The 19,518-nt window shown below is 37.8% G+C and carries 11 protein-coding genes; 10 read left to right on the top strand and 1 reads right to left on the bottom strand.

Features of this window, described 5'->3' with window-relative positions; translation table 11 throughout:
- Positions 1 to 6: 6 nt before the first annotated feature.
- From ACAM30_RS10860 to bglX, 8 genes are all read left to right on the top strand, one after another.
- The gene (locus ACAM30_RS10860; protein WP_369618506.1) at positions 7 to 1,548 is read left to right on the top strand and encodes a RagB/SusD family nutrient uptake outer membrane protein; all 1,542 of its coding nucleotides are present in this window, start codon (positions 7 to 9) and stop codon (positions 1,546 to 1,548) included.
- Between the two features lie 137 nt (positions 1,549 to 1,685).
- The gene (locus ACAM30_RS10865; protein ID WP_369618507.1) at positions 1,686 to 3,146 is read left to right on the top strand and encodes a glycoside hydrolase family 30 beta sandwich domain-containing protein; all 1,461 of its coding nucleotides are present in this window, start codon (positions 1,686 to 1,688) and stop codon (positions 3,144 to 3,146) included.
- 85 nt (positions 3,147 to 3,231) lie between these two features.
- Positions 3,232 to 4,698 carry a glycoside hydrolase family 30 beta sandwich domain-containing protein gene (locus ACAM30_RS10870; RefSeq protein WP_369618508.1) on the top strand — a complete coding sequence of 489 codons (1,467 nt, stop codon included), beginning with the start codon at positions 3,232 to 3,234 and terminating at the stop codon, positions 4,696 to 4,698.
- Positions 4,699 to 4,733: 35 nt separating this feature from the next.
- On the top strand, positions 4,734 to 6,998 hold the full coding sequence (locus ACAM30_RS10875) for a glycoside hydrolase family 3 N-terminal domain-containing protein (RefSeq protein WP_369618509.1): 2,265 nt from the start codon (positions 4,734 to 4,736) through the stop codon (positions 6,996 to 6,998).
- Positions 6,999 to 7,080: 82 nt separating this feature from the next.
- A complete protein-coding gene (locus ACAM30_RS10880; protein WP_369618510.1) occupies positions 7,081 to 8,811 on the top strand; it encodes a cellulase family glycosylhydrolase in 1,731 nt (576 codons plus the stop codon).
- A gap of 170 nt (positions 8,812 to 8,981) precedes the next feature.
- On the top strand, positions 8,982 to 9,827 hold the full coding sequence (locus tag ACAM30_RS10885; RefSeq protein ID WP_369618511.1) for an endonuclease/exonuclease/phosphatase family protein: 846 nt from the start codon (positions 8,982 to 8,984) through the stop codon (positions 9,825 to 9,827).
- A 193-nt stretch (positions 9,828 to 10,020) separates the two neighbouring features.
- Positions 10,021 to 11,625, top strand: coding sequence for a T9SS type A sorting domain-containing protein (locus tag ACAM30_RS10890; protein ID WP_369618512.1), 1,605 nt, complete (start codon positions 10,021 to 10,023; stop codon positions 11,623 to 11,625).
- Positions 11,626 to 11,752: 127 nt separating this feature from the next.
- Positions 11,753 to 13,978: a beta-glucosidase BglX gene (gene bglX, locus ACAM30_RS10895; RefSeq protein ID WP_369618513.1), complete on the top strand. Its 2,226-nt coding sequence runs from the start codon at positions 11,753 to 11,755 to the stop codon at positions 13,976 to 13,978.
- Positions 13,979 to 14,154: 176 nt separating this feature from the next.
- Here the strand turns inward: bglX and ACAM30_RS10900 are convergent, their stop codons facing one another.
- The gene (locus tag ACAM30_RS10900; protein WP_369618514.1) at positions 14,155 to 16,176 is read right to left on the bottom strand and encodes a DUF3857 domain-containing protein; all 2,022 of its coding nucleotides are present in this window, start codon (positions 16,174 to 16,176) and stop codon (positions 14,155 to 14,157) included.
- Between the two features lie 543 nt (positions 16,177 to 16,719).
- On the opposite strand from ACAM30_RS10900, the gene ACAM30_RS10905 reads away from it, so the two are divergent.
- On the top strand, positions 16,720 to 16,887 hold the full coding sequence (locus tag ACAM30_RS10905; RefSeq protein WP_369618515.1) for a hypothetical protein: 168 nt from the start codon (positions 16,720 to 16,722) through the stop codon (positions 16,885 to 16,887).
- A 136-nt stretch (positions 16,888 to 17,023) separates the two neighbouring features.
- Positions 17,024 to 19,396 (top strand): HYR domain-containing protein, encoded by a 2,373-nt coding sequence (locus tag ACAM30_RS10910; protein ID WP_369618516.1) that lies wholly within the window; start codon positions 17,024 to 17,026, stop codon positions 19,394 to 19,396.
- Positions 19,397 to 19,518: the final 122 nt, after the last annotated feature.

Below are 19,518 nucleotides of genomic sequence, written 5' to 3' on the forward strand. Positions count from 1 at the left end.
AATATTATGAAACTTATAAGTTTTAAACAATCATTTATCGCATTTGGAGTGTTATTGGCACTTGCATCGTGTGATACCGATGAAAAACTCGAGGTAAAAGGGGATGGTGTAGTACTTGAAGATAATTTTTACAGAAATGAAACAGAAGCTTACTCCGGTTTAGTAGCAGCTTATGATAAAATAGGAAAATATGCCGGAGCAATGGAAAATGCACCGTTGTTATTCTTAAATTCTGCATCAGATGATTTTTATGCAGGAGGAGGAGGAGCAGGTGATCAGCCGGGACTTCAGGTAGCATCTAATTATTCAATCACTCCAACTAATATCCCGCCAAATATTTGGGCAGATTATTACAAAGGAGTAGCCAGATGTAATATCATGATCGTAAAACTTCCTGCAGTTCCTATGGATGAAACTAAAAAGGCAAGATTTATGGCAGAAGTAAAAGCATTACGTGCTTATTACTATTTAGATTTGGTGAGAATGTTCAAAAATGTTCCATTAATCTTAACACCGGTAGTGCAAAGTCAGATTTCTGAGATTACACAGGCTAAACCGGAAGAAGTATATGCACAGATTGAAAAAGATCTGAACGAAGCTATTCCAAATTTACCAATTACATTACCTACTAATGAATTAGGAAGATTAACAAAAGGAGCCGCAACAGCACTTTTAGGAAAAGCCTATTTGTATGACAATAAAAAGGCTGAGGCTGCTACTCAATTAGCCTTAGTTAATGGTACTCCGGGTGGAACCAGCAGTTATGGTTACAAATTGTTGGGCAGTTTTGCTGACTTGTGGGACAAACAGCATAAGTTTAATTCAGAATCTATTCTTGAGATTAGTTACTCAGACAAGTCAAATGCAGATTGGGGTAATTTTGAAAGAGGAGACGATGAAGGTAACGTAGCAGCTCAGTTAATGGGAATCAGAGATTATTCCAGAAAAACTAAGGGGATCAACGCAGGATTACCGGACTATATCAATGGTTGGGGATTCATGGTGGTTACTAAAGATTTACAAGCTGCTTTAAAAGGTGATCCTCGTTATGCTTCCACTATTTTTGATGCAGGTCCTTTGAGAGGTACAGGAAATGATGATCCAAACGGTTCGATAACCTATACAGACAGTTATAACGAAACAGGGTATCATTTTATTAAATACGCACCGGTTAATGCTGACATTAAGGCGTCTAATCCTTTCCTGAATTTTGGAATTAATACTTATGTTATCCGTTTAGCAGATACTTATTTGTTAGAAGCTGAAGCTTTAGGAGGAACAGGAGCCAGAGCTCAGGCACTTTTAGATGCTGTAAGAGCAAGAGTTGGATTAGGATCTGTACCGGTTTCTATTGCTGCTATTCTTGCAGAAAGAAGATTAGAACTTGCAGGTGAAGGTCACCGTTGGTTTGACTTGGTGAGAACAGGTCAGGCTGCTGCCAAACTTGCTTTCAAAGGATTTACAGCTAATAAAAATGAAGCATTCCCAATTCCATATAGTGAATTTAATAACACTAAAATGGTTCAAAATCAGGGATATCCACAATAATAAAGTAAGTTAAGTTTAAGTTTAAGGTTGGTTGTAAATAGCCCATAATCATTATGAGTATGGGCTATTTTTAAATCAAACCGGAAATCATCTGACTAAGAAATTTGATCAAAGTCTCAATTATTAAAACATACTCAATGAGAAAGATTGGCTATATTATTACTTGTTTATGTTTTTCTTTATCTGTTTTTCCACAACAGAAAAACCAAAAACAGCAACAAAAATTTACCACTACCAATAAAAAAATAACGGTTTACACCACAGCAGCGAATACACAATTAAGATTAACCCCAACAGATCATTTAAGTTTTACCGCATCCAGACAGCCTATAGAAACAGAGCTGTCCGTTTTTGTTGAACCCTCCAAACGTTTCCAGAGTTTTCTGGGGATTGGTGGTGCAATTACCGATGCAAGTGCCGAAATTTTTGCCCAATTATCAAAAGAAAAACAGACAGAATTCTTAAACGCCTACTACGATACTCAAAAAGGAATTGGATATTCATTGCTAAGAACAACTATTCAAAGTTCTGATTTTAGCAGCGGAAGTTATTCTTATATCGAAGAAGGCGACAAAGATTTAAAAACATTTTCGATTGATCATGACCGCAAATACCGTTTGCCAATGATTAAAGCGGCCATAAAAACGGCTGGCGGAAAAATGATTACTTATGCTACTCCGTGGTCACCAAATGCTTTTATGAAAAGCAATAAAAATGTACTCAAAGGAGGAACATTACTTCCGGAATTTTATCAGCCGTGGGCAAACTTCTATGCGAAATTTATAAAAGCATACGAAAAAGAAGGAATTCCAATTTGGGCAACATCCGTTCAGAACGAACCCATGGCTACTCAAACCTGGGAATCCTGTTTGTACACCGCCGAACAGGAAAGAGATTTCCTGAAGAATTACCTTGGACCAACCTTAAAAAAAGAAGGATTGGGGAAGGTGAAAATTATTGCCTGGGATCACAATCGTGATTTAATGGTACAGAGAGCCAATGTCATTTTCTCCGACCCGGAAGCTTCTAAATATGTTTGGGGAATGGGGTTTCACTGGTACGAAACCTGGACAGGCGCTCAGCCAATGTTTGACAATGTCGCAAGAGTACACGAAGCATATCCGGACAAAAAACTCATTTTTACGGAGGGCTGTGTTGAGAAATTTGATGCTGCAAAATACCAATTCTGGCCAAACGCAGAACGATACGGTACTTCTATGATCAATGATTTTAACAACGGAACCGTAGGCTGGACAGACTGGAACATACTTTTGGACCAGTTCGGAGGACCAAACCACGTAGGCAATTTTTGCTTCGCACCCATACATGCAGATACCACTACAGGGGAATTGATTTACACCCCGTCGTATTATTATATCGGTCATTTTTCAAAATTCATTCGTCCGAATGCCGTTCGTGTAAGCACTTCGGTGAGCCGCAGTTATTTGTCAAGTACCTCTTTTTTAAATACTGACGGAAAAATGGCGACTGTAGTGATGAACAATACTGACAATGCTATTACCTATAATTTTATTATTGCAACAGAACAGACCATTGTAAAAATTCCTGCACACGCGATACAAACGCTGGTCTATTAAAATTTGGAGTTAGTTAGAGGGGCAAGCTGATTCGTCCGTTTCGCCCCTTGCTTTTTAATAATAATGAAATCGTTTTGAGTGTACCATGAAAGCCATCAATAGAGTTTTAATCGCCCCATTACTGGTGCTGCAGTTCGTTTCTTCTTCAAAAGTTGGAGCGCAGTCAGCAGCACCCTCATCTAAATCAAACCCAAAAATACAGGTATATACTACTGCCGAAAACACCCAATTAAGATTGTCATTATCCAATGATTTAATTTTAAATAAAGCATCACAACAAAAAAAATTAACCGTTTCAATTGCGATTGATCCTTCAAAAAAAGATCAGACCTTTTTGGGAATTGGTGGAGCGATTACCGATGCCAGTGCCGAAGTTTTTGCTAAACTGTCATCCAAAAAGCAACAGGAATTCCTAACCGCCTACTACGACAAAAACAAAGGAATAGGTTATTCTTTGGCCAGAACCAATATTCATAGCTGTGATTTTAGCAGCGAAAGTTATACTTATATTCAGGAAGGCGACAAGGAACTGAAAACCTTTACTATTGACCACGATAAAAAATACCGAATCCCATTACTCAAAAAAGCAATTGAAACAGCCGGCGGGAAATTAACGTTATTTGTTAGTCCCTGGAGTCCCCCGGCTTTCATGAAAGACAATAATGATATTTTGCACGGCGGCGTTTTATTGCCGGAGTTTGCACCATCATGGGCCAATTATTATGCTAAATTTATAAAAGCATATGAAAAAGAAGGAATTCCGGTTTGGGGACTGACAATTCAAAACGAACCAATGGCAAGTCAGAGATGGGAGTCCTGCATTTACACTCCGGAAGCCGAAAGAGATTTTCTGAAAAACTTTCTGGGACCTACTTTAGAAAAAGAAGGATTGGGATCTAAAAAGATCATTATTTGGGACCATAACCGCGGAGACATGCTCGAAAAAAGAGCCAATTTAGTTTTTTCTGATCCTGAAGTTTCCAAATATGCCTGGGGAATTGGATTCCATTGGTATGAAACCTGGAACGGAGGAAGTCCGAAATTTGAATCCGTGGGGAAAGTACACGAAGCTTTTCCGAACAAAAACCTGCTTTTTACTGAAGGCTGTGTGGAAAAATTTGATGCTTCGAAATTCCAGTTTTGGGGAAATGCGGAACGATACGGAATCAATATGATCAATGATTTTAACAACGGAACGGTAGGCTGGACGGACTGGAACATTTTGCTGGATCAAAACGGAGGGCCTAATCACGTCGGTAATTTTTGTTTTGCCCCAATTCATGCTGACACTACAAAAGATGAACTGATCTACACACCGATGTACTATTATATTGGACATTTTTCAAAATTCATCCAACCGGGAGCGAAGAGAATTGGAAATGTAATAAGCAACAAAAGTGTATTAAGTACTTCTTTTCTCAATACAAACGGAAAAATTGCCACAGTTGTAATGAATCAGTCAGACAAAGAAGTGGTGTACGAAATAGTAATCAATGTGATGAAAAAAACGCTTACCATACCGGCTCATGCCATGCAAACGTTAGTGTATTAGCCTCTTTTAACAGCATATTAAATTAAAGAAATACAATGAAAAACACGAAGTTTATAGTAGTTGCTCTATTTTTTTGTGGAGCAGTATGGAGTCAGGAAGCCAGGAAAACAAAAGCAGAAATAGATGCCAGAGTTTCAGAGTTGTTATCAAAAATGACGCTGGAAGAAAAAGTGGGGCAAATGACTCAAATTACAGTTACTGTTTTTGAAGATGCAAAAAAACCGGGGTATTTTGATGCGGCTAAATTAAAAAAAGGAATTCAGGAATATCACATCGGTTCTATTCTGAATGTGCCCAATCCGGGAGCACCAACCCTTCAGAGATGGCAGGAAACCATGACCGCCATTACCAATGAAGCCAACAAATCGAGACTTAAAATTTCGATATTGTACGGTATAGATGCCATACACGGAGCGAGTTATACTGCCGGAGCCACCTTGTTTCCGCAGCAAATTGGTCTGGCCGCAACGTTTAATACAGAGCTGGTAAAACGCGGGGCCGAAATTTCGGCTTACGAAACCAGAGCATCCTCCATTCCATGGGTATTTTCACCGGATTTGGATTTTCCGAGAAACCCGGCCTGGTCCAGAATGTGGGAATCCTTTGGAGAAGATGCCTATTTGTCTTCCAAAATGGCCGTCGCTTTGGTAGATGGTTTTGAAGGAAGCAATGTAGGATCAAAATATAGCGTAGCCTCCTGTATGAAACATTATATTGGTTACGGAAGCACCACTACCGGAAAAGACAGGACACCAAGTATTATTCCCGAGCGTATTCTAAGACAATACGATTTAACCATATATCAGGCTGCTATAAAAGCCGGAGCCAAAAGCGTAATGGTAAGTTCCGGAGAAATTAACGGAACTCCGGTGCATTCCAGCAAACATCTGATTACAGACATTCTTAAAAAAGAATTAGGTTTTGAAGGAGTAGTAGTAACCGATTGGAAAGATATCATTTACCTGAACACCAGACATAAAATTGCAGCGACCAAAAGAGATGCGGTTCGTATCGCAGTTATGGCCGGAATAGACATGAGTATGGTACCCGAAGAATTTACTTTTTACACCGATCTTGTCGATTTAGTTCAAAAAGGAGAAGTGCCAATGTCCCGTATTGATGATGCCGTAACCAGAATTCTGAGAATGAAATTCGAGTTAAACCTGTTTCAGAATACAGTTGCCAATCTAAAAGATTATCCAAAATTTGGTTCGGCCGAACACATTCAGGAAGCTTATAAAACGGCTGCAGAATCCATTACATTGTTAAAAAATAACGATGCCGTTTTACCTTTAAACAAAGGGGAAAAAATTCTGGTAACCGGAGCAACGGCAAACAGTATGAAAAACCTGAACGGAGGCTGGTCGTACACCTGGCAGGGTGAAAATGCAGATACTTACGCTGCTGACAAATTAACCATTCTGGAAGCCTTTCAGGCTAAATTAGGGAAAGAAAATGTACTCTATACCGTCGGAGCAGATATCGAAAAAGAAGATGATGCCGAAATTCAAAAAGCGGTTGAACTGGCCCAAAAAGCATCCAAAATTGTATTGTGCCTTGGAGAGAAAAACTACACTGAAACTCCGGGAGATATCAGTAATCTTTATATGAGTAAATCTCAGGTAAAATTAGCTCTTGCTTTAGCCAAAGTAAACAAACCAATTATTCTGGTCTTAAACGAAGGAAGACCAAGACTAATTAGTGATTTTGAAGATAAAATGAGTGCCGTTGTACAATGTTATTTACCTGGAAATGAAGGAGGAATAGCATTGGTTGACATTCTGTACGGAGAGGTAAATCCAAGCGGAAGATTGCCTTATAACTATCCGAGATTCCCTAATTCATTAGAAAAATACAACAGAAAACATACAGAAAGTTTAGCAGATGAAGAACAAAATAATGATGCTAAATATGAGAAAAGTTATTCCCCTCAGTTTGAATTTGGAACGGGATTATCCTATACCACTTTTACCTATTCGAATTTAAAAATAGACAAAGCAGAAATTGCGAATACCGATGAAGTAAATATAACAGTTGATGTTACCAATTCTGGAAAAAGAGCCGGAAAAGAATCGGTTTTATTGTACCTGTCAGATAATTATGCCTCCATAACACCAGAGGTTAAAGCCTTAAAAAGATTCGAAAAGATTAGTTTAGAGACCAACGAAACCAAAACGGTGAAGTTTACTTTAAACCAAAAAGATTTGCAATTCGTAAACGAAGACCTGAAATGGATTTCCGAAAAAGGAACCTTTACGATTCAGATTGGAAATCTTAAAAAGGACTTTTTATTACAGTAAAGAAACCAAACATCGTTCTTTCCGGAAAGATGTTTGGTGTTTGAATGTCAAAAGAAAATTAGCTATTTCATATTAGAAAGACATGAAAAAAATAATTATTACCCTACAGTTACTACTTTCCTTTGCCGCTTTCGGTCAGGGGTTTTTACATAGAGACGGGCAAAAAATTGTAGACGGAACCGGAAAGAATATCATTCTAAGAGGCCTCGGAACAGGAGGCTGGATGGTTCAGGAAGGTTATATGTTACAAACGCAGCCTTTTGCAAGTCCACAGTATGTTATCAGACAGAAGATTCAGGATGTTATTGGTGAAGAAGCAACCAAAGAATTTTATGCGGCCTACAAAGCAAACGGAATTACCAAAAGAGATGTAGATTCGTTAGCCGCCTGGGGATTCAATTCGATTCGTTTGCCAATGCACTACAATTTGTACACACCACCAATCGAAGCCGAAAAAAAAGATGAAATCACCTGGATTGAAGAAGGTTTTACGATGACCGATAATTTGCTGAAATGGTGCGCCGAAAATAAAATGTATCTTATTTTAGATTTACATGCCGCTCCCGGAGGTCAGGGGAATGACGCCGCAATTTCGGATTATGATACTACAAAACCATCTTTATGGGAGAGCGAAGCCAATGAGAAAAAAATGATTGCCTTATGGAAAAAACTGGCCTCACGTTACAGAGATAATCCATGGATTGGAGCCTACGACATTATCAACGAACCCAATTGGAATTTTACCGGAACCAATAAAAACGGCTGCGATGAAAACTCAAACGGCCCTTTAAGAGATTTGATGGTTCGCGTTACAAAAGCCATTCGCGAAGTCGATACCAACCATTTAATTTTTATTGAAGGAAACTGTTGGGGAAACAATTACAACGGAATTTTTCCTTTATGGGATGAAAATATGGCCTTGAGTTTTCACAAATACTGGAACTACAATACTACAGCTTCCATTCAGAAAATGCTGGACTACAGAACACAATACAACGTTCCGATCTGGTTGGGTGAAAGCGGAGAAAATTCGAACGTATGGTTTAAAGAGGCATTGACATTAGTTGAAAACAACAATATAGGCTGGGCATTCTGGCCCATGAAAAAAATCGAGAATATCGCGGGAGTGACCTCCGTTACAAAGATTCCAGAATACGATGTTTTATTAAAGTACTGGAAGGACGGCGGAGAGAAACCAAAGCCTGATTTTGCGAAAAAAACTTTAATGAAAATCGCCGACAATTACAAAATGGAAAACGTAACCGTAAAACCGGATGTGATCGATGCCATGTTCAGACAAGTGCAGACCAACGATACCAAACCGTATAAACGACATTTGATTCCCGGGAAAATTGCAGCAACACAGTATGATTTAGGAACAAATGAAAAGGCTTATTCAGACAAAGATTTTATAAACTACAGAGTCGAAACCGGAAAATTTGACGAGTGGAATAAAGGAAATATGATGCGAAATGATGGTGTTGACATTCTACCCTGTAAAGATGCCGGATCAAACGGATATCAGGTTTCATTTATTGAGGATGGAGAATGGCTGCAGTTTACAGCTGAAGTAAAGAAGCAAAATACATATAAAGTAGCGATTCGATATTCGGCCGAAAATTCAGAAGGGAAAATACATCTTGAAGCAGAAAATGGAAAGAAATCCCAGACGATTACATTACCTGTAACGGGAGGAAATGACAAATGGAAAACAGTTGTGTTGTCCGGAGTGTCGCTAGATAAAGGAACACAAAAAATTAAAGTGGTTTTCGAAAAAGGAGGTTTCAATCTGAATTATCTGGATTTTTTGTAGTTAAAGAAAAAAAGTTTGAATAAGGTATTTCTAAAGAAAAAAAAGAATGGAGATTACGATAACAGAACCGGAACGTGATATTAGCAGGGTGTTAAATTAACATTATTTTGGAGCTGATATTTTCTTTAGCACTACTGAAATGGTAGCTTTACGGATCAAATTTTTTTACTATGAAAAAGACAAATACAATTGTTCTCGTAATGCTTCTGATTTTTGTAAGCGCTTCATTTTATGCTCAAAGTGTAAAAATGATGACCTATAATATCCGTTTAGATGTTGCTTCTGACGGAGAAAATGCCTGGCCAAACCGGAAAGATTTTTTTAATTCTCAAATCAGATTTTACAGTCCGGATATTCTTGGAATTCAGGAAGCACTGCCCCATCAGGTGACAGAGATTGCTTCTGCCTTGCCGGAGTACACTAAATTTGGAATAGGCAGAGAAGAAAAAGGAACCGGAGAAGCCTGTACGATTTACTATAAAAAAGACCGTTTTCAGGTACAACAGACCAATACATTTTGGCTGTCAGAAACACCGGAAAAAGTGTCAAGAGGCTGGGATGCTGCCTGTAACAGAGTTTGTACTTATGGGTTGTTTAAAGATTTAAAAACAAAAAAAATGTTTTGGGTTTTTAATCTTCACCTTGATCATGTAGGCGAGGTAGCCCGTGTAAAAGGAGTTGAACTGGCCCTTTCAAAAATAAAGGAAGCCAATACTAAAAATTATCCCGTGTTTTTAATGGGAGATTTCAATTCAGTACCGGATACGAAACAAATTGTGGAGATCAAAAAGGTGATGGACGATACCAGGGATGTTTCGATAGAAAAGCCTTTTGGTCCTTCGGGAACCTTTAATGAATTCAAACACAATGAGCCTGTGGCCTTGTTGCTGGATTATATTTTTGTGTCAAAAAATAGCGGATTAAAAATTCAAAAACACGCAGTTTTAAGTGATTCAAAAGAGTTAAGATATCCATCCGATCATTTGCCTGTTTTGATAGAGATTAACGAGTATTAAAAAAGGTATTGGTGGTATTGTTGCTGCTATTTAAATAATAAAAAGAAGGAGAATTTGGAGATATAAAATGGTATAGAATTATTTAGGAATAATAGTTCACAGCTTTGAGGAATGAATTAATAAAATAAAATATTTAAAGAGGATAATTTTCTGCCTGGCATATTGCGAAAAGAAAAATTAATACTTTATTATTATGAAGAAAACTTTATTTTTATTTTTTAGTTTAGTTTTTACTAATTTTTTAGTTGCCCAACATTCGATTGATATAACCGGTCCATCGTCTGTACAAGTTGGGATTCCTTATAATTATACCTTTAAATTTAATCCTGTTTATCCATCAAATGCAAGTGGTACCCCTGCAGATGGCTACCTCATTGATGGATGGGTTGTTTTAACCAGCTATAATGGCGGCGGCGGAAGCGTTCCCGGTTACATAGGAATACCTACTAACCAAAGCAGTTATTATAATGATTCTACTCTGAACAATTCAAATCCTAAAACGATACCTATACAATGGAGTGATGCTTCTTCTTCTAAAACAGATAAAATTACAGTTAAGGTAAGCGGAAAATATATCATAAAAAGCACAGGTGAATATGTTAGTTATTTTACTTTTCAGCCACAAGCAGAAAAAAATGTAACTATAGAAAGATTAACTCCTCCCGTAATTACCGGACCTGAAACAGTAACAAGCTGTACACAGAACAATCAGGTATTTAGTTGTTCTGATTCCGTTAATCAGAAAGTCTGGTCAGTTACCGGAGGTGCAGTAATAGTGGGTTCTGCTACAGGCACAACAGTAAATGTAACACCTCCTTTGACGGGGAATTTCTCTGTTTCCTGTACAGTGAAAAATCCGGGAGGAAATACAAATTATAATGCAGTTGGTTCAAAAACAGTGACCAGAACATTATTTAATACTGCAGCAATTATAGCAGGAAATGAAACCGTATGTTCCAGCGCCTCTTATACTGTCTCTGGCTTAGAACCCGGATTATCCATACAATCCTGGAGTATACCTAATACTATTATTGCATCTTTAAGCAATACAACAGGTCCATCAACAACTTTATCAACATCCTACCAGGGGCAGGTTACCTTAACTGCTACAATTGTAAATGCTTGTAATGAAACCAGAACGATTACAAAAAATATTATTTTAGGAAGCCCAATGCCTCTTATCGATGGTTATTATTGCCCAACGGAAAGTGCCCCTTGTGCATTAAATAATGCAGCAAACAATAATTATTTGATTTACAATTTAACAGCTCCAATAGGAAGTTATGTTCCTTTAAGTACCGATTGGCAATGGGAAAAAATTTCAGGAAACTTTTATTTTTTAAACAATGGATTGTATAATAGTGCAACTGCTACTGGTACGCAAGGAAATATCTATTTAACAGGTGCAAATCCAACGGATAATCCGGCAAAATTTAAAGTTAGGGTAAAAAATGCCTGTGGGTGGAGTAACTGGAGAACCTATCATTGGACAGACGGAACAACAACTCCAACTCCAACTAATCCTAATACACCGCCAACAGCATATTTCAAAGTTACACCAAATCCGGTGTCTTCTTATTTTGATATCAGTTTAATAAATCCAAGTATAGTACCACAAACATCCAGTCCAAAAGTCATTAAAATTTATTCGCAATACGGACAGCTTTTACAAAACAATACCGTATTTTACGGTACCGGATATAATAGTTATAATATGACTTCTTTTGCAAGCGGTACTTATTATGTTAGTATTACTTTTGATAGTTTCTCTGAATCACATACTATTATAAAAATATAAAAAATTAATACTTGTCTGAATAGTATAAATGATTGAAAAGCTACAATTAATATACAGTTTGTATTATTCAGACAGGTTTTAAGAATAAAAGAATTACCTCGATTTTATCGAAATTAATTAAACAAGAATGAAAAAATTAACCACATTTGCCCTGTTGATGGTATCGTTTTTTGCGGCCGCTCAACAAGAAACAATAGATCAGAAAGTAAATGCTCTATTGAAAAAAATGACGCTGGAAGAAAAAATTGGTCAGCTTAATCAATACACGGGTGATAATGCAGCAACAGGTCCCATTACGATAAACGCCAACAAACAAGTTGAGATTAAGGCAGGACTAATAGGTTCGATGTTAAACGTAACCGGAACAAAATATACCCGACAATATCAGGAACTGGCGATGCAGTCCCGTTTAAAAATCCCTTTACTATTTGGTCAGGATGTCATTCATGGGTACAAAACCACCTTTCCAATTCCGTTAGCCGAAGCAGCGAGCTGGGACTTAGCAGCTATTGAATTGGCGGCGAGAGTTGCAGCTACAGAAGCTTCAGCAAGTGGGATTCACTGGACATTTGCTCCAATGGTCGACATTGGCCGTGATCCGCGTTGGGGGAGAGTAATGGAAGGAGCAGGAGAAGATACCTATCTGGGTTCTAAAATTGCCTATGCCAGAGTTAAAGGTTTTCAGGGAAATAAACTCGGAGATCTGAACTCGGTTATGGCCTGTGTAAAACATTTTGCCGCTTATGGCGCAGCTGTGGGAGGAAGAGATTACAACTCCGTAGACATGAGCGAACGAATGCTCTTAGAAACCTATCTGCCTCCTTTTAAAGCAGCTCTTGATGCCGGTGCAGCCACTTTTATGAATTCCTTTAATGATTTAAACGGAATTCCGGCTACCGCAAATGTGCATTTGCAGCGTGATATCTTAAAAGGAAAATGGAACTTTCAGGGATTCGTAGTTTCAGACTGGGGATCGATTGGGGAAATGGTAGCACACGGATATTCTGAAGATTTGAAAGCTGCAGCACTTGCCGCGATTACAGCCGGAAGTGATATGGATATGGAAAGTAATGCGTACCGATATCATTTGGCAGAATTAGTGAAAGAAGGCAAAGTACCGGTTGATCTGATCGATGATGCTGTGAAGCGTATTTTACGCAAGAAATTTGAATTGGGTTTATTTGATGATCCTTACCGATATTCAGATCAAAAAAGAGCGGATAAAGCTTTAAACAATCCGGAAAACAGAAAAGCAGCTCTTGAAGTAGCTAAGAAAAGTATTGTTTTATTAAAGAACGACAACGAAACATTACCGCTGTCTAAACACCTGAAAACAATTGCATTCATTGGCCCAATGGTGAAAGAGTACAAAGAAAATATGGGGTTTTGGTCTGTAGAATTACCCGAGGTTGATTACAATAAATGGATCGTCTCACAATGGGATGGTCTGCAGAACAAAGTGGGTAAAAACACAAAACTGCTTTATGCCAAAGGATGTGATGTAGACGGAGATAACAAAGACGGTTTTGCAGAAGCAGTGGCGACAGCTCAACAGGCTGATGTTGTAATTTTGAGTATTGGTGAAAGACGAGATATGAGCGGTGAAGCCAAAAGCCGAAGCGATCTTCACTTACCGGGTGTTCAGGAAGATTTGGTAAAAGCGATTCAGGCCACAGGAAAACCGGTAGTCGTTCTGGTAAATGCAGGAAGACCTCTTATCTTTAACTGGACGGCAGATCATGTTCCGGCAATTGTTTACACCTGGTGGCTGGGAACAGAAGCAGGTAACGCGATCGCTGATGTTTTATTTGGAGATTACAACCCATCGGGGAAATTGCCAATGACTTTCCCAAGAGAAGTAGGGCAGATCCCGATTTATTACAACCATTTCAGTACCGGAAGACCTGCTAAAGATGAAGATGCCAAAAACTATGTTTCGGCTTACATAGATCTGAAAAACTCTCCTAAGTTTCCTTTTGGATACGGATTGAGTTATACCAAATTCAATTATTCCGATTTGAAATTGTCAGCAGTAAAAATGAAAACCAACGAAACTATTAAAGTTTCTTTTCAATTATCTAATGTTGGAAAAGCAGCAGGAGAAGAAGTGGTACAATTGTATTTAAAAGACAAATTCGGATCGGTGGTAAGACCCGTTTTAGAATTGAGAGATTTTCAAAAAGTAAAATTAAATGCGGGAGAATCTAAAACAATAGAATTTACGATTGACAAAGAAAAACTTTCTTTCTACAATAATAAATTAGAATGGACAGCAGAACCGGGAGACTTCGAAGTCATGATCGGAGCTTCATCAGCTGACATCAAATTAAAATCTGATTTTGAATTGCTTTAACTTCTTTAACAGGTAGTAATATAGATCATTACTATAAAAAGTAACACGAATTGCACAAATTGTCACTAATTTGTTTGTGGAATTAATTTCACAAACAAGGTTAACGTATTAAATTTGTGCACATTCGTGTAATTTGTGTTTAACAGTAGGCTACAATTAACCTCCTTTTGGGACTACTATTTTACTAATTTTTTGAAATTGAATTTCAATTTATTCAATAAACCGTCCTCTATAATATCGACTCCAATACCAAAATTACTGTCGGCTACTTCATTATGGGCCTCTCTGAAATCTTCAAAATCTTTTTCAGGAATTTCTACGTTAATCAGCGGTTTATAGTCGATGTAAATAGTTCCTCCGTTTTTGTTGATTTTTTTACGGCTCACATAATCAAAATAAGCATTGTTGATCGTACTTTCCTGCACCGTAAACTTCTCGGTAACATCAATTTTTTGATCCGTTACCAAAGTGATTTCATATCGTTCATTGTCAAAATTGTGCCAGAAAGAAATGTCTTTATGCATAAAATCTCTAGCTCTGTTTTTTACAATATTAGAGTCAAAATACATCAGGAAACGATTGTTTTTCCCGTCCAGGAAATAAGGGTTTTCAATAGTAGTCTGATATTCAATTTTAAATTCATTCAGTCTTTTATCATCACTGACAATTTCAATTACAGCATCTTTAAAAATCTTTCGAAGATCAGTTCCGTTTCGGTCATTCGTATAGTTTAGCGTATAAAAGAAGAAATTGTTCCAGCTGTCAATGATCTCCCTTTTGTTGGTGTTTTTGAAATACCTGCGCATACTGTTGGCGCGATTTCCTTTGTATGTAGTTGTTAATTTTAGTTTACCCACATTGTTCTCCGCAATAAGCTCTGATTTTTCGTCAATAGCATAATAAGGGAAACGATAAGGAGGTTTATGTTGTAATTCCAAATTAGGCTTCACTTCCAGATAATGCAGGAAGAAAATAAAACCACGATTTTCAATCAGTCCGAATTCATCACGCAGTGTAGCATCAACAAAATAGCTTTCACCCTTGTAATTGATCTTTACAATTACGTGATTAAAAGTCAGTAACGACGGTAAATAATATTTTATATAAAAATCAGTACCGAAATTGACCAGAATAATTGAAGAGTCAATACCAATATAATTTAAAATAACTTTTAGTAAAACCGATTTAGCCTTGCAGTCGCCTTGTTTGTTAGTAAACGTTACAGCAGGCTCCTGCGGTTTGTGGCCGTTCATTTCATCGGCATTGTAAATATAATTGATATGGTTTTGAACATATTCAATTGCAAATTGCAGCTGATCGTCTTTAGAACCTATTTTGTCCAGTTTTTCAACCAGTTCCGGAGCAAATTCTGCCAGAGAAGATTTTTCGAAAATAGTCTCATAAATAGGAGAGATGTAATTGGATAATTCTTTCCAGTCGGCAGCCGTGGTAAAATCTATAAATGAAGAAACCTCACGGTTTGAATCTACAAAATTGATGTAATTCTCTTCTTCCCGTACATATTTTTCTCCTTTTTGCAAATAAGCGGTCTGTGGTTCCAGTACATTTCCGTCTTCATCTCTAAAGAACGATTTTTTGTAAGCAACCGCCTTTTCGCGATCGTTTATAAAAGTGAATTTGTATTTTCCGTATGCCCAGTAACTGTCAGGACCTACCCAAACGTATCTGGCGAATTCTTTGCGCAGAAAATCACGCTCGGTAAAAATTTTAATTCTGGAATCTTCCATAATCAAAATATCATACAAACGAAGATCCTTTATCGTAATATTAATTTTTTTGTTACTGCTCAAAACACCACCACCGCTTTGATTTTCGCTGTCCAGTATTTTAACTTTAGTATCGGGAATTTTGTCTACTAAAACACCATCTCTTAAAACACTGATTCGGTGTATCACATAAGTTTCACTTTCTTCCAATACAACATCCACAACAGAAGCTTTCTCCAAATTGGCAGGCTCATTTAAGGTATAGGCCACACAGGCATATTCGCTGTTTTCGTTATCATTGGTATAATAAATCTTATCTAAAAAATAACAATAGTCACGTCCCTCTTCTGCTTGTTTTTGAGAGAATTCAGATTCTTTGATATAATCTATAAGCTGGTTGTCATTAAGGTCACTTGCCCACGGTTCAGGCTTTTGAATTTTGTAAATTTCTAACTGGATATCTTGTTCCATAATAAGGCTTTTAATTGAAGTAAGTAAAATCTTCGGTTTATAACAAAAATATAGCTTTTTGTCTATATCTAAAAAGACCGAATGTATTATTAGGATAAGTTCAGTTTTCTTACAATAAATAAATTTATTATTTGATTTTGAAGAAATTTCACCTTAAAAAATTTAAAAAAGGTCTGAAAGAATGGAGCAAATTACAACTGACACCACCTTTTTCACGTGGTGTTTGTTTGGTTTAGTACCTCAGTTAAACGCATCTAAAACCATTTATAATACCAGTTATTACCCGTATAGACGCACTTATTACGTCCTTTTTTGAGGATGTTGATTTTGACTTTGAAATTATAAGCATTATTTGACATTTGTCTGAAAATAGGCATTATGAAAAAAAATACTTAGTCTGTACAGATTGGATAGTGGGCTAAATCTACATAGATATACCGTGTTAGATACGGTATTGAATAACAAAGGATTAATTATTTCCGGAGTTCCTTTAAACAGTACAAGTGATATGACAATAAGGTCGAGTGGTAATCCTGAAGTCTATTGGTTTTTAACAGAAATACCAAAACAAATGCAGAAACCAATAGTATAGGCAGTACAGATCCGGTTAATCTTCAATTTAGAATATCAGGAAGAGAGCCTATAACTACTTCAGGTACTGGGAGAATTGGTTTATGGGAACTTTCATCCCAGGCAGTCTCTCTTTACTAAATAGGCAAATAAATCAATACAGCCTATTCATTTGGAGTAGTTGATCAAAAAAATTACAGACAGTTGAAAGAGTCTGATTGTTTGGTATAAAAACAGTTTCAGATTTTTGATTTTTTAATAAATAACAAATTATAATATGCAAAATAAGTATTTTAAAATACCTGCTTTTTTCCTTAAAATAGCATTGATTGTAATTCCGTATCTCTCTTATAGTCAATGTACAGTAAATACCATAAATCCGAGTTTTGAATATCCTGTAGGTTCTGGACTCCAGATCGTGAATCAAAGTATGGTTCCGGGATGGAAAACGACAGCTCCGGATCAAATGATAGAGATTTGGCCCAGAGAAAAATGGGGATTTGTACCATTTGAAGGGAACCAGTTTGCCGAACTTAATGCTTACGTTGCAGCGGGATTGTATCAGGATTTTGATACCGTAGAGGCTACTACGTTTAATTATTCGTTTGCGCACAGGGGAAGAACTGGTACCGATGTTATGGTGTTAAAAGCCGGCCCTCCGGGAGGTCCTTATACCGAAGTAACAAGAGCCACAACAGGAAATACAGCCTGGAAAGTATATACCGGAACTTATAAGATACCGGTTAGCCAAACTAGTACAAGATTCATTTTCGAGGCTATTTCAACCGCAAATGGTGATACAAGTATGGGTAATTTTTTAGATGCAATAAATTTTACGGCCACTGTGGGTATGCCCACAGTTAGTGGTGCAGCTAATGCTGTTTGCGAAGGAGATACAGTAACACTAACGGTTACTGATGCCAGACCAGGGGCTACTGTTAATTGGTATGATTCGGAAGGGAGTTTTATTAACAAAGGATTAAGTTACACCACTTCACCTTTATTTAATTCTATAAAATTTAAAATCGAACAGATTAGTGCCTCAGGATGTAAAAGTGGTTTATCTGATATTAATGTTACAGTGAATCCAAAACCTATTATTACTATATCGGAAACCTCAAAAACTTGTTCAACAACCACCTTAACAGCAGCTAGCGATGTCACCGTTCCAAGTTATGTATGGTATAAAAATGGTTCAATTATACCTGGGCAGACTAATGTCGCACTTGTTGTAACAGATGGCGGGGATTATAAAGTAAAAGTTGTAAATGGCAGTACTTCCTGTGCACAGACTTCTGATACAAAAACGGTAGTATTTGTTGATACTACGAGTCCTGTGATAACCCGTTTGGCAAACATTTACCAAGCTGCCGATACAGGAAAATGTGATGCAAGCGTTACGATTGTAAACCCAACGGCTACCGATAACTGTGTTGGCACTATTACCTATAACGGGGTTCGTTCAGATGCTTTAGCCTTAAAAACGGCATATCCGATAGGAACAACAACCATTACATGGACTGCCACGGACGCGTCAGGAAATGTTTCAGCGTCTTCTAAACAGACCGTTACAGTTACAGATAATGAAAAACCGGTTATAAAATGTCCTGCAAACATTACACAAACTGCTGAAACAGGAAGATGTGATGCAGAGGTTATTATCGCAGATCCAACGGCTACCGATAATTGTGCTGCAAATTTTATCTTTACCGGGGTTCGTTCGGATGGTTTGGCTTTAACCGCTTCTTATCCGATAGGAACAACAACCATTTCATGGACGACCAAAGATACTGCCGGGAATGTTTCAACATCCTGTGTACAGACCATTACCATTACTGATACCGAAAAACCAATCATAAAATGTCCGGCAAACATCACTCAGGTTGCCGATTCAGGATCCTGTAGCGCAAGCATTGCTATTGTAAACCCAACAGCTACCGATCATTGTTCTGCGGCCTTTACCTATACCGGAGTCCGTTCGGATGCTTTGGCCTTAAAGGCTGCTTACCCGGTAGGTGCAACTACCATTACCTGGACGGCTACAGATGCTTCAGGAAATATTTCGGAACCGTGTACGCAGACCATTACGGTTACCGATATCGAAAAACCGGTTATCACATGTCCGGCAAACATTAACCAAATTACCGATAAAGGAAAATGTAATGCAAACGTTACCATCGTAAACCCAACAGTTACCGATAACTGTTCGACTACTTTTACTTATACCGGAGTTCGTTCTGATGCTTTGGCACTAGACGCTGCTTACCCAATAGGTACAACCACCATTATTTGGACCGCTACAGATGCTTCGGGAAATATTTCGTCGTCCTGTACACAAACCATTACAATTATCGACGCTGAAAAACCAATCCTAACCTGTCCGGCTGATATTAATCAGACGGTGGATACCGGAAAAATTAGTGCAACAGTTGCCCTTGTATATCCAACGGCTACCGATAATTGCTCGACTACTTTTACCTATACCGGAGTTCGTTCGGATGCTTTGGCATTAACCGCTGCTTATCCGGCAGGAATAACAAGGATTGTATGGACTACTACAGATGCCTTCGGAAATATCTCGGCATCCTGTGTGCAAAAGATTAAAATAACAGATCCTGCAAAACCGGTTTCAATCTGCCCGGAAGAATAAGCAGGTTGTAAATGAAGAAAAAAGTAACCGGGCTGTTATGGTGCTCTTTTGTAAATCCGGAGGCAGCCAATAATTGGTTTAGAGCCCTTACCGTTAGACAGGAGAACCAACTAAAGATAGCA

It is taken from the genome of Flavobacterium sp. CFS9 (assembly GCF_041154745.1).
In the GTDB taxonomy this organism is placed as follows: domain Bacteria; phylum Bacteroidota; class Bacteroidia; order Flavobacteriales; family Flavobacteriaceae; genus Flavobacterium.

Excerpts from the sequence above, each read along its gene's own strand:
- ACAM30_RS10860 (WP_369618506.1), top strand. The coding sequence starts at position 7 with ATGAAACTTATAAGTTTTAAACAATCATTTATCGCATTTGGAGTGTTA.
- ACAM30_RS10865 (WP_369618507.1), top strand. The coding sequence starts at position 1,686 with ATGAGAAAGATTGGCTATATTATTACTTGTTTATGTTTTTCTTTATCT.
- ACAM30_RS10870 (WP_369618508.1), top strand. The coding sequence starts at position 3,232 with ATGAAAGCCATCAATAGAGTTTTAATCGCCCCATTACTGGTGCTGCAG.
- ACAM30_RS10875 (WP_369618509.1), top strand. The coding sequence starts at position 4,734 with ATGAAAAACACGAAGTTTATAGTAGTTGCTCTATTTTTTTGTGGAGCA.
- ACAM30_RS10880 (WP_369618510.1), top strand. The coding sequence starts at position 7,081 with ATGAAAAAAATAATTATTACCCTACAGTTACTACTTTCCTTTGCCGCT.
- ACAM30_RS10885 (WP_369618511.1), top strand. The coding sequence starts at position 8,982 with ATGAAAAAGACAAATACAATTGTTCTCGTAATGCTTCTGATTTTTGTA.
- ACAM30_RS10890 (WP_369618512.1), top strand. The coding sequence starts at position 10,021 with ATGAAGAAAACTTTATTTTTATTTTTTAGTTTAGTTTTTACTAATTTT.
- bglX (WP_369618513.1), top strand. The coding sequence starts at position 11,753 with ATGAAAAAATTAACCACATTTGCCCTGTTGATGGTATCGTTTTTTGCG.
- ACAM30_RS10900 (WP_369618514.1), bottom strand. The coding sequence starts at position 16,176 with ATGGAACAAGATATCCAGTTAGAAATTTACAAAATTCAAAAGCCTGAA.
- ACAM30_RS10910 (WP_369618516.1), top strand. The coding sequence starts at position 17,024 with ATGCAAAATAAGTATTTTAAAATACCTGCTTTTTTCCTTAAAATAGCA.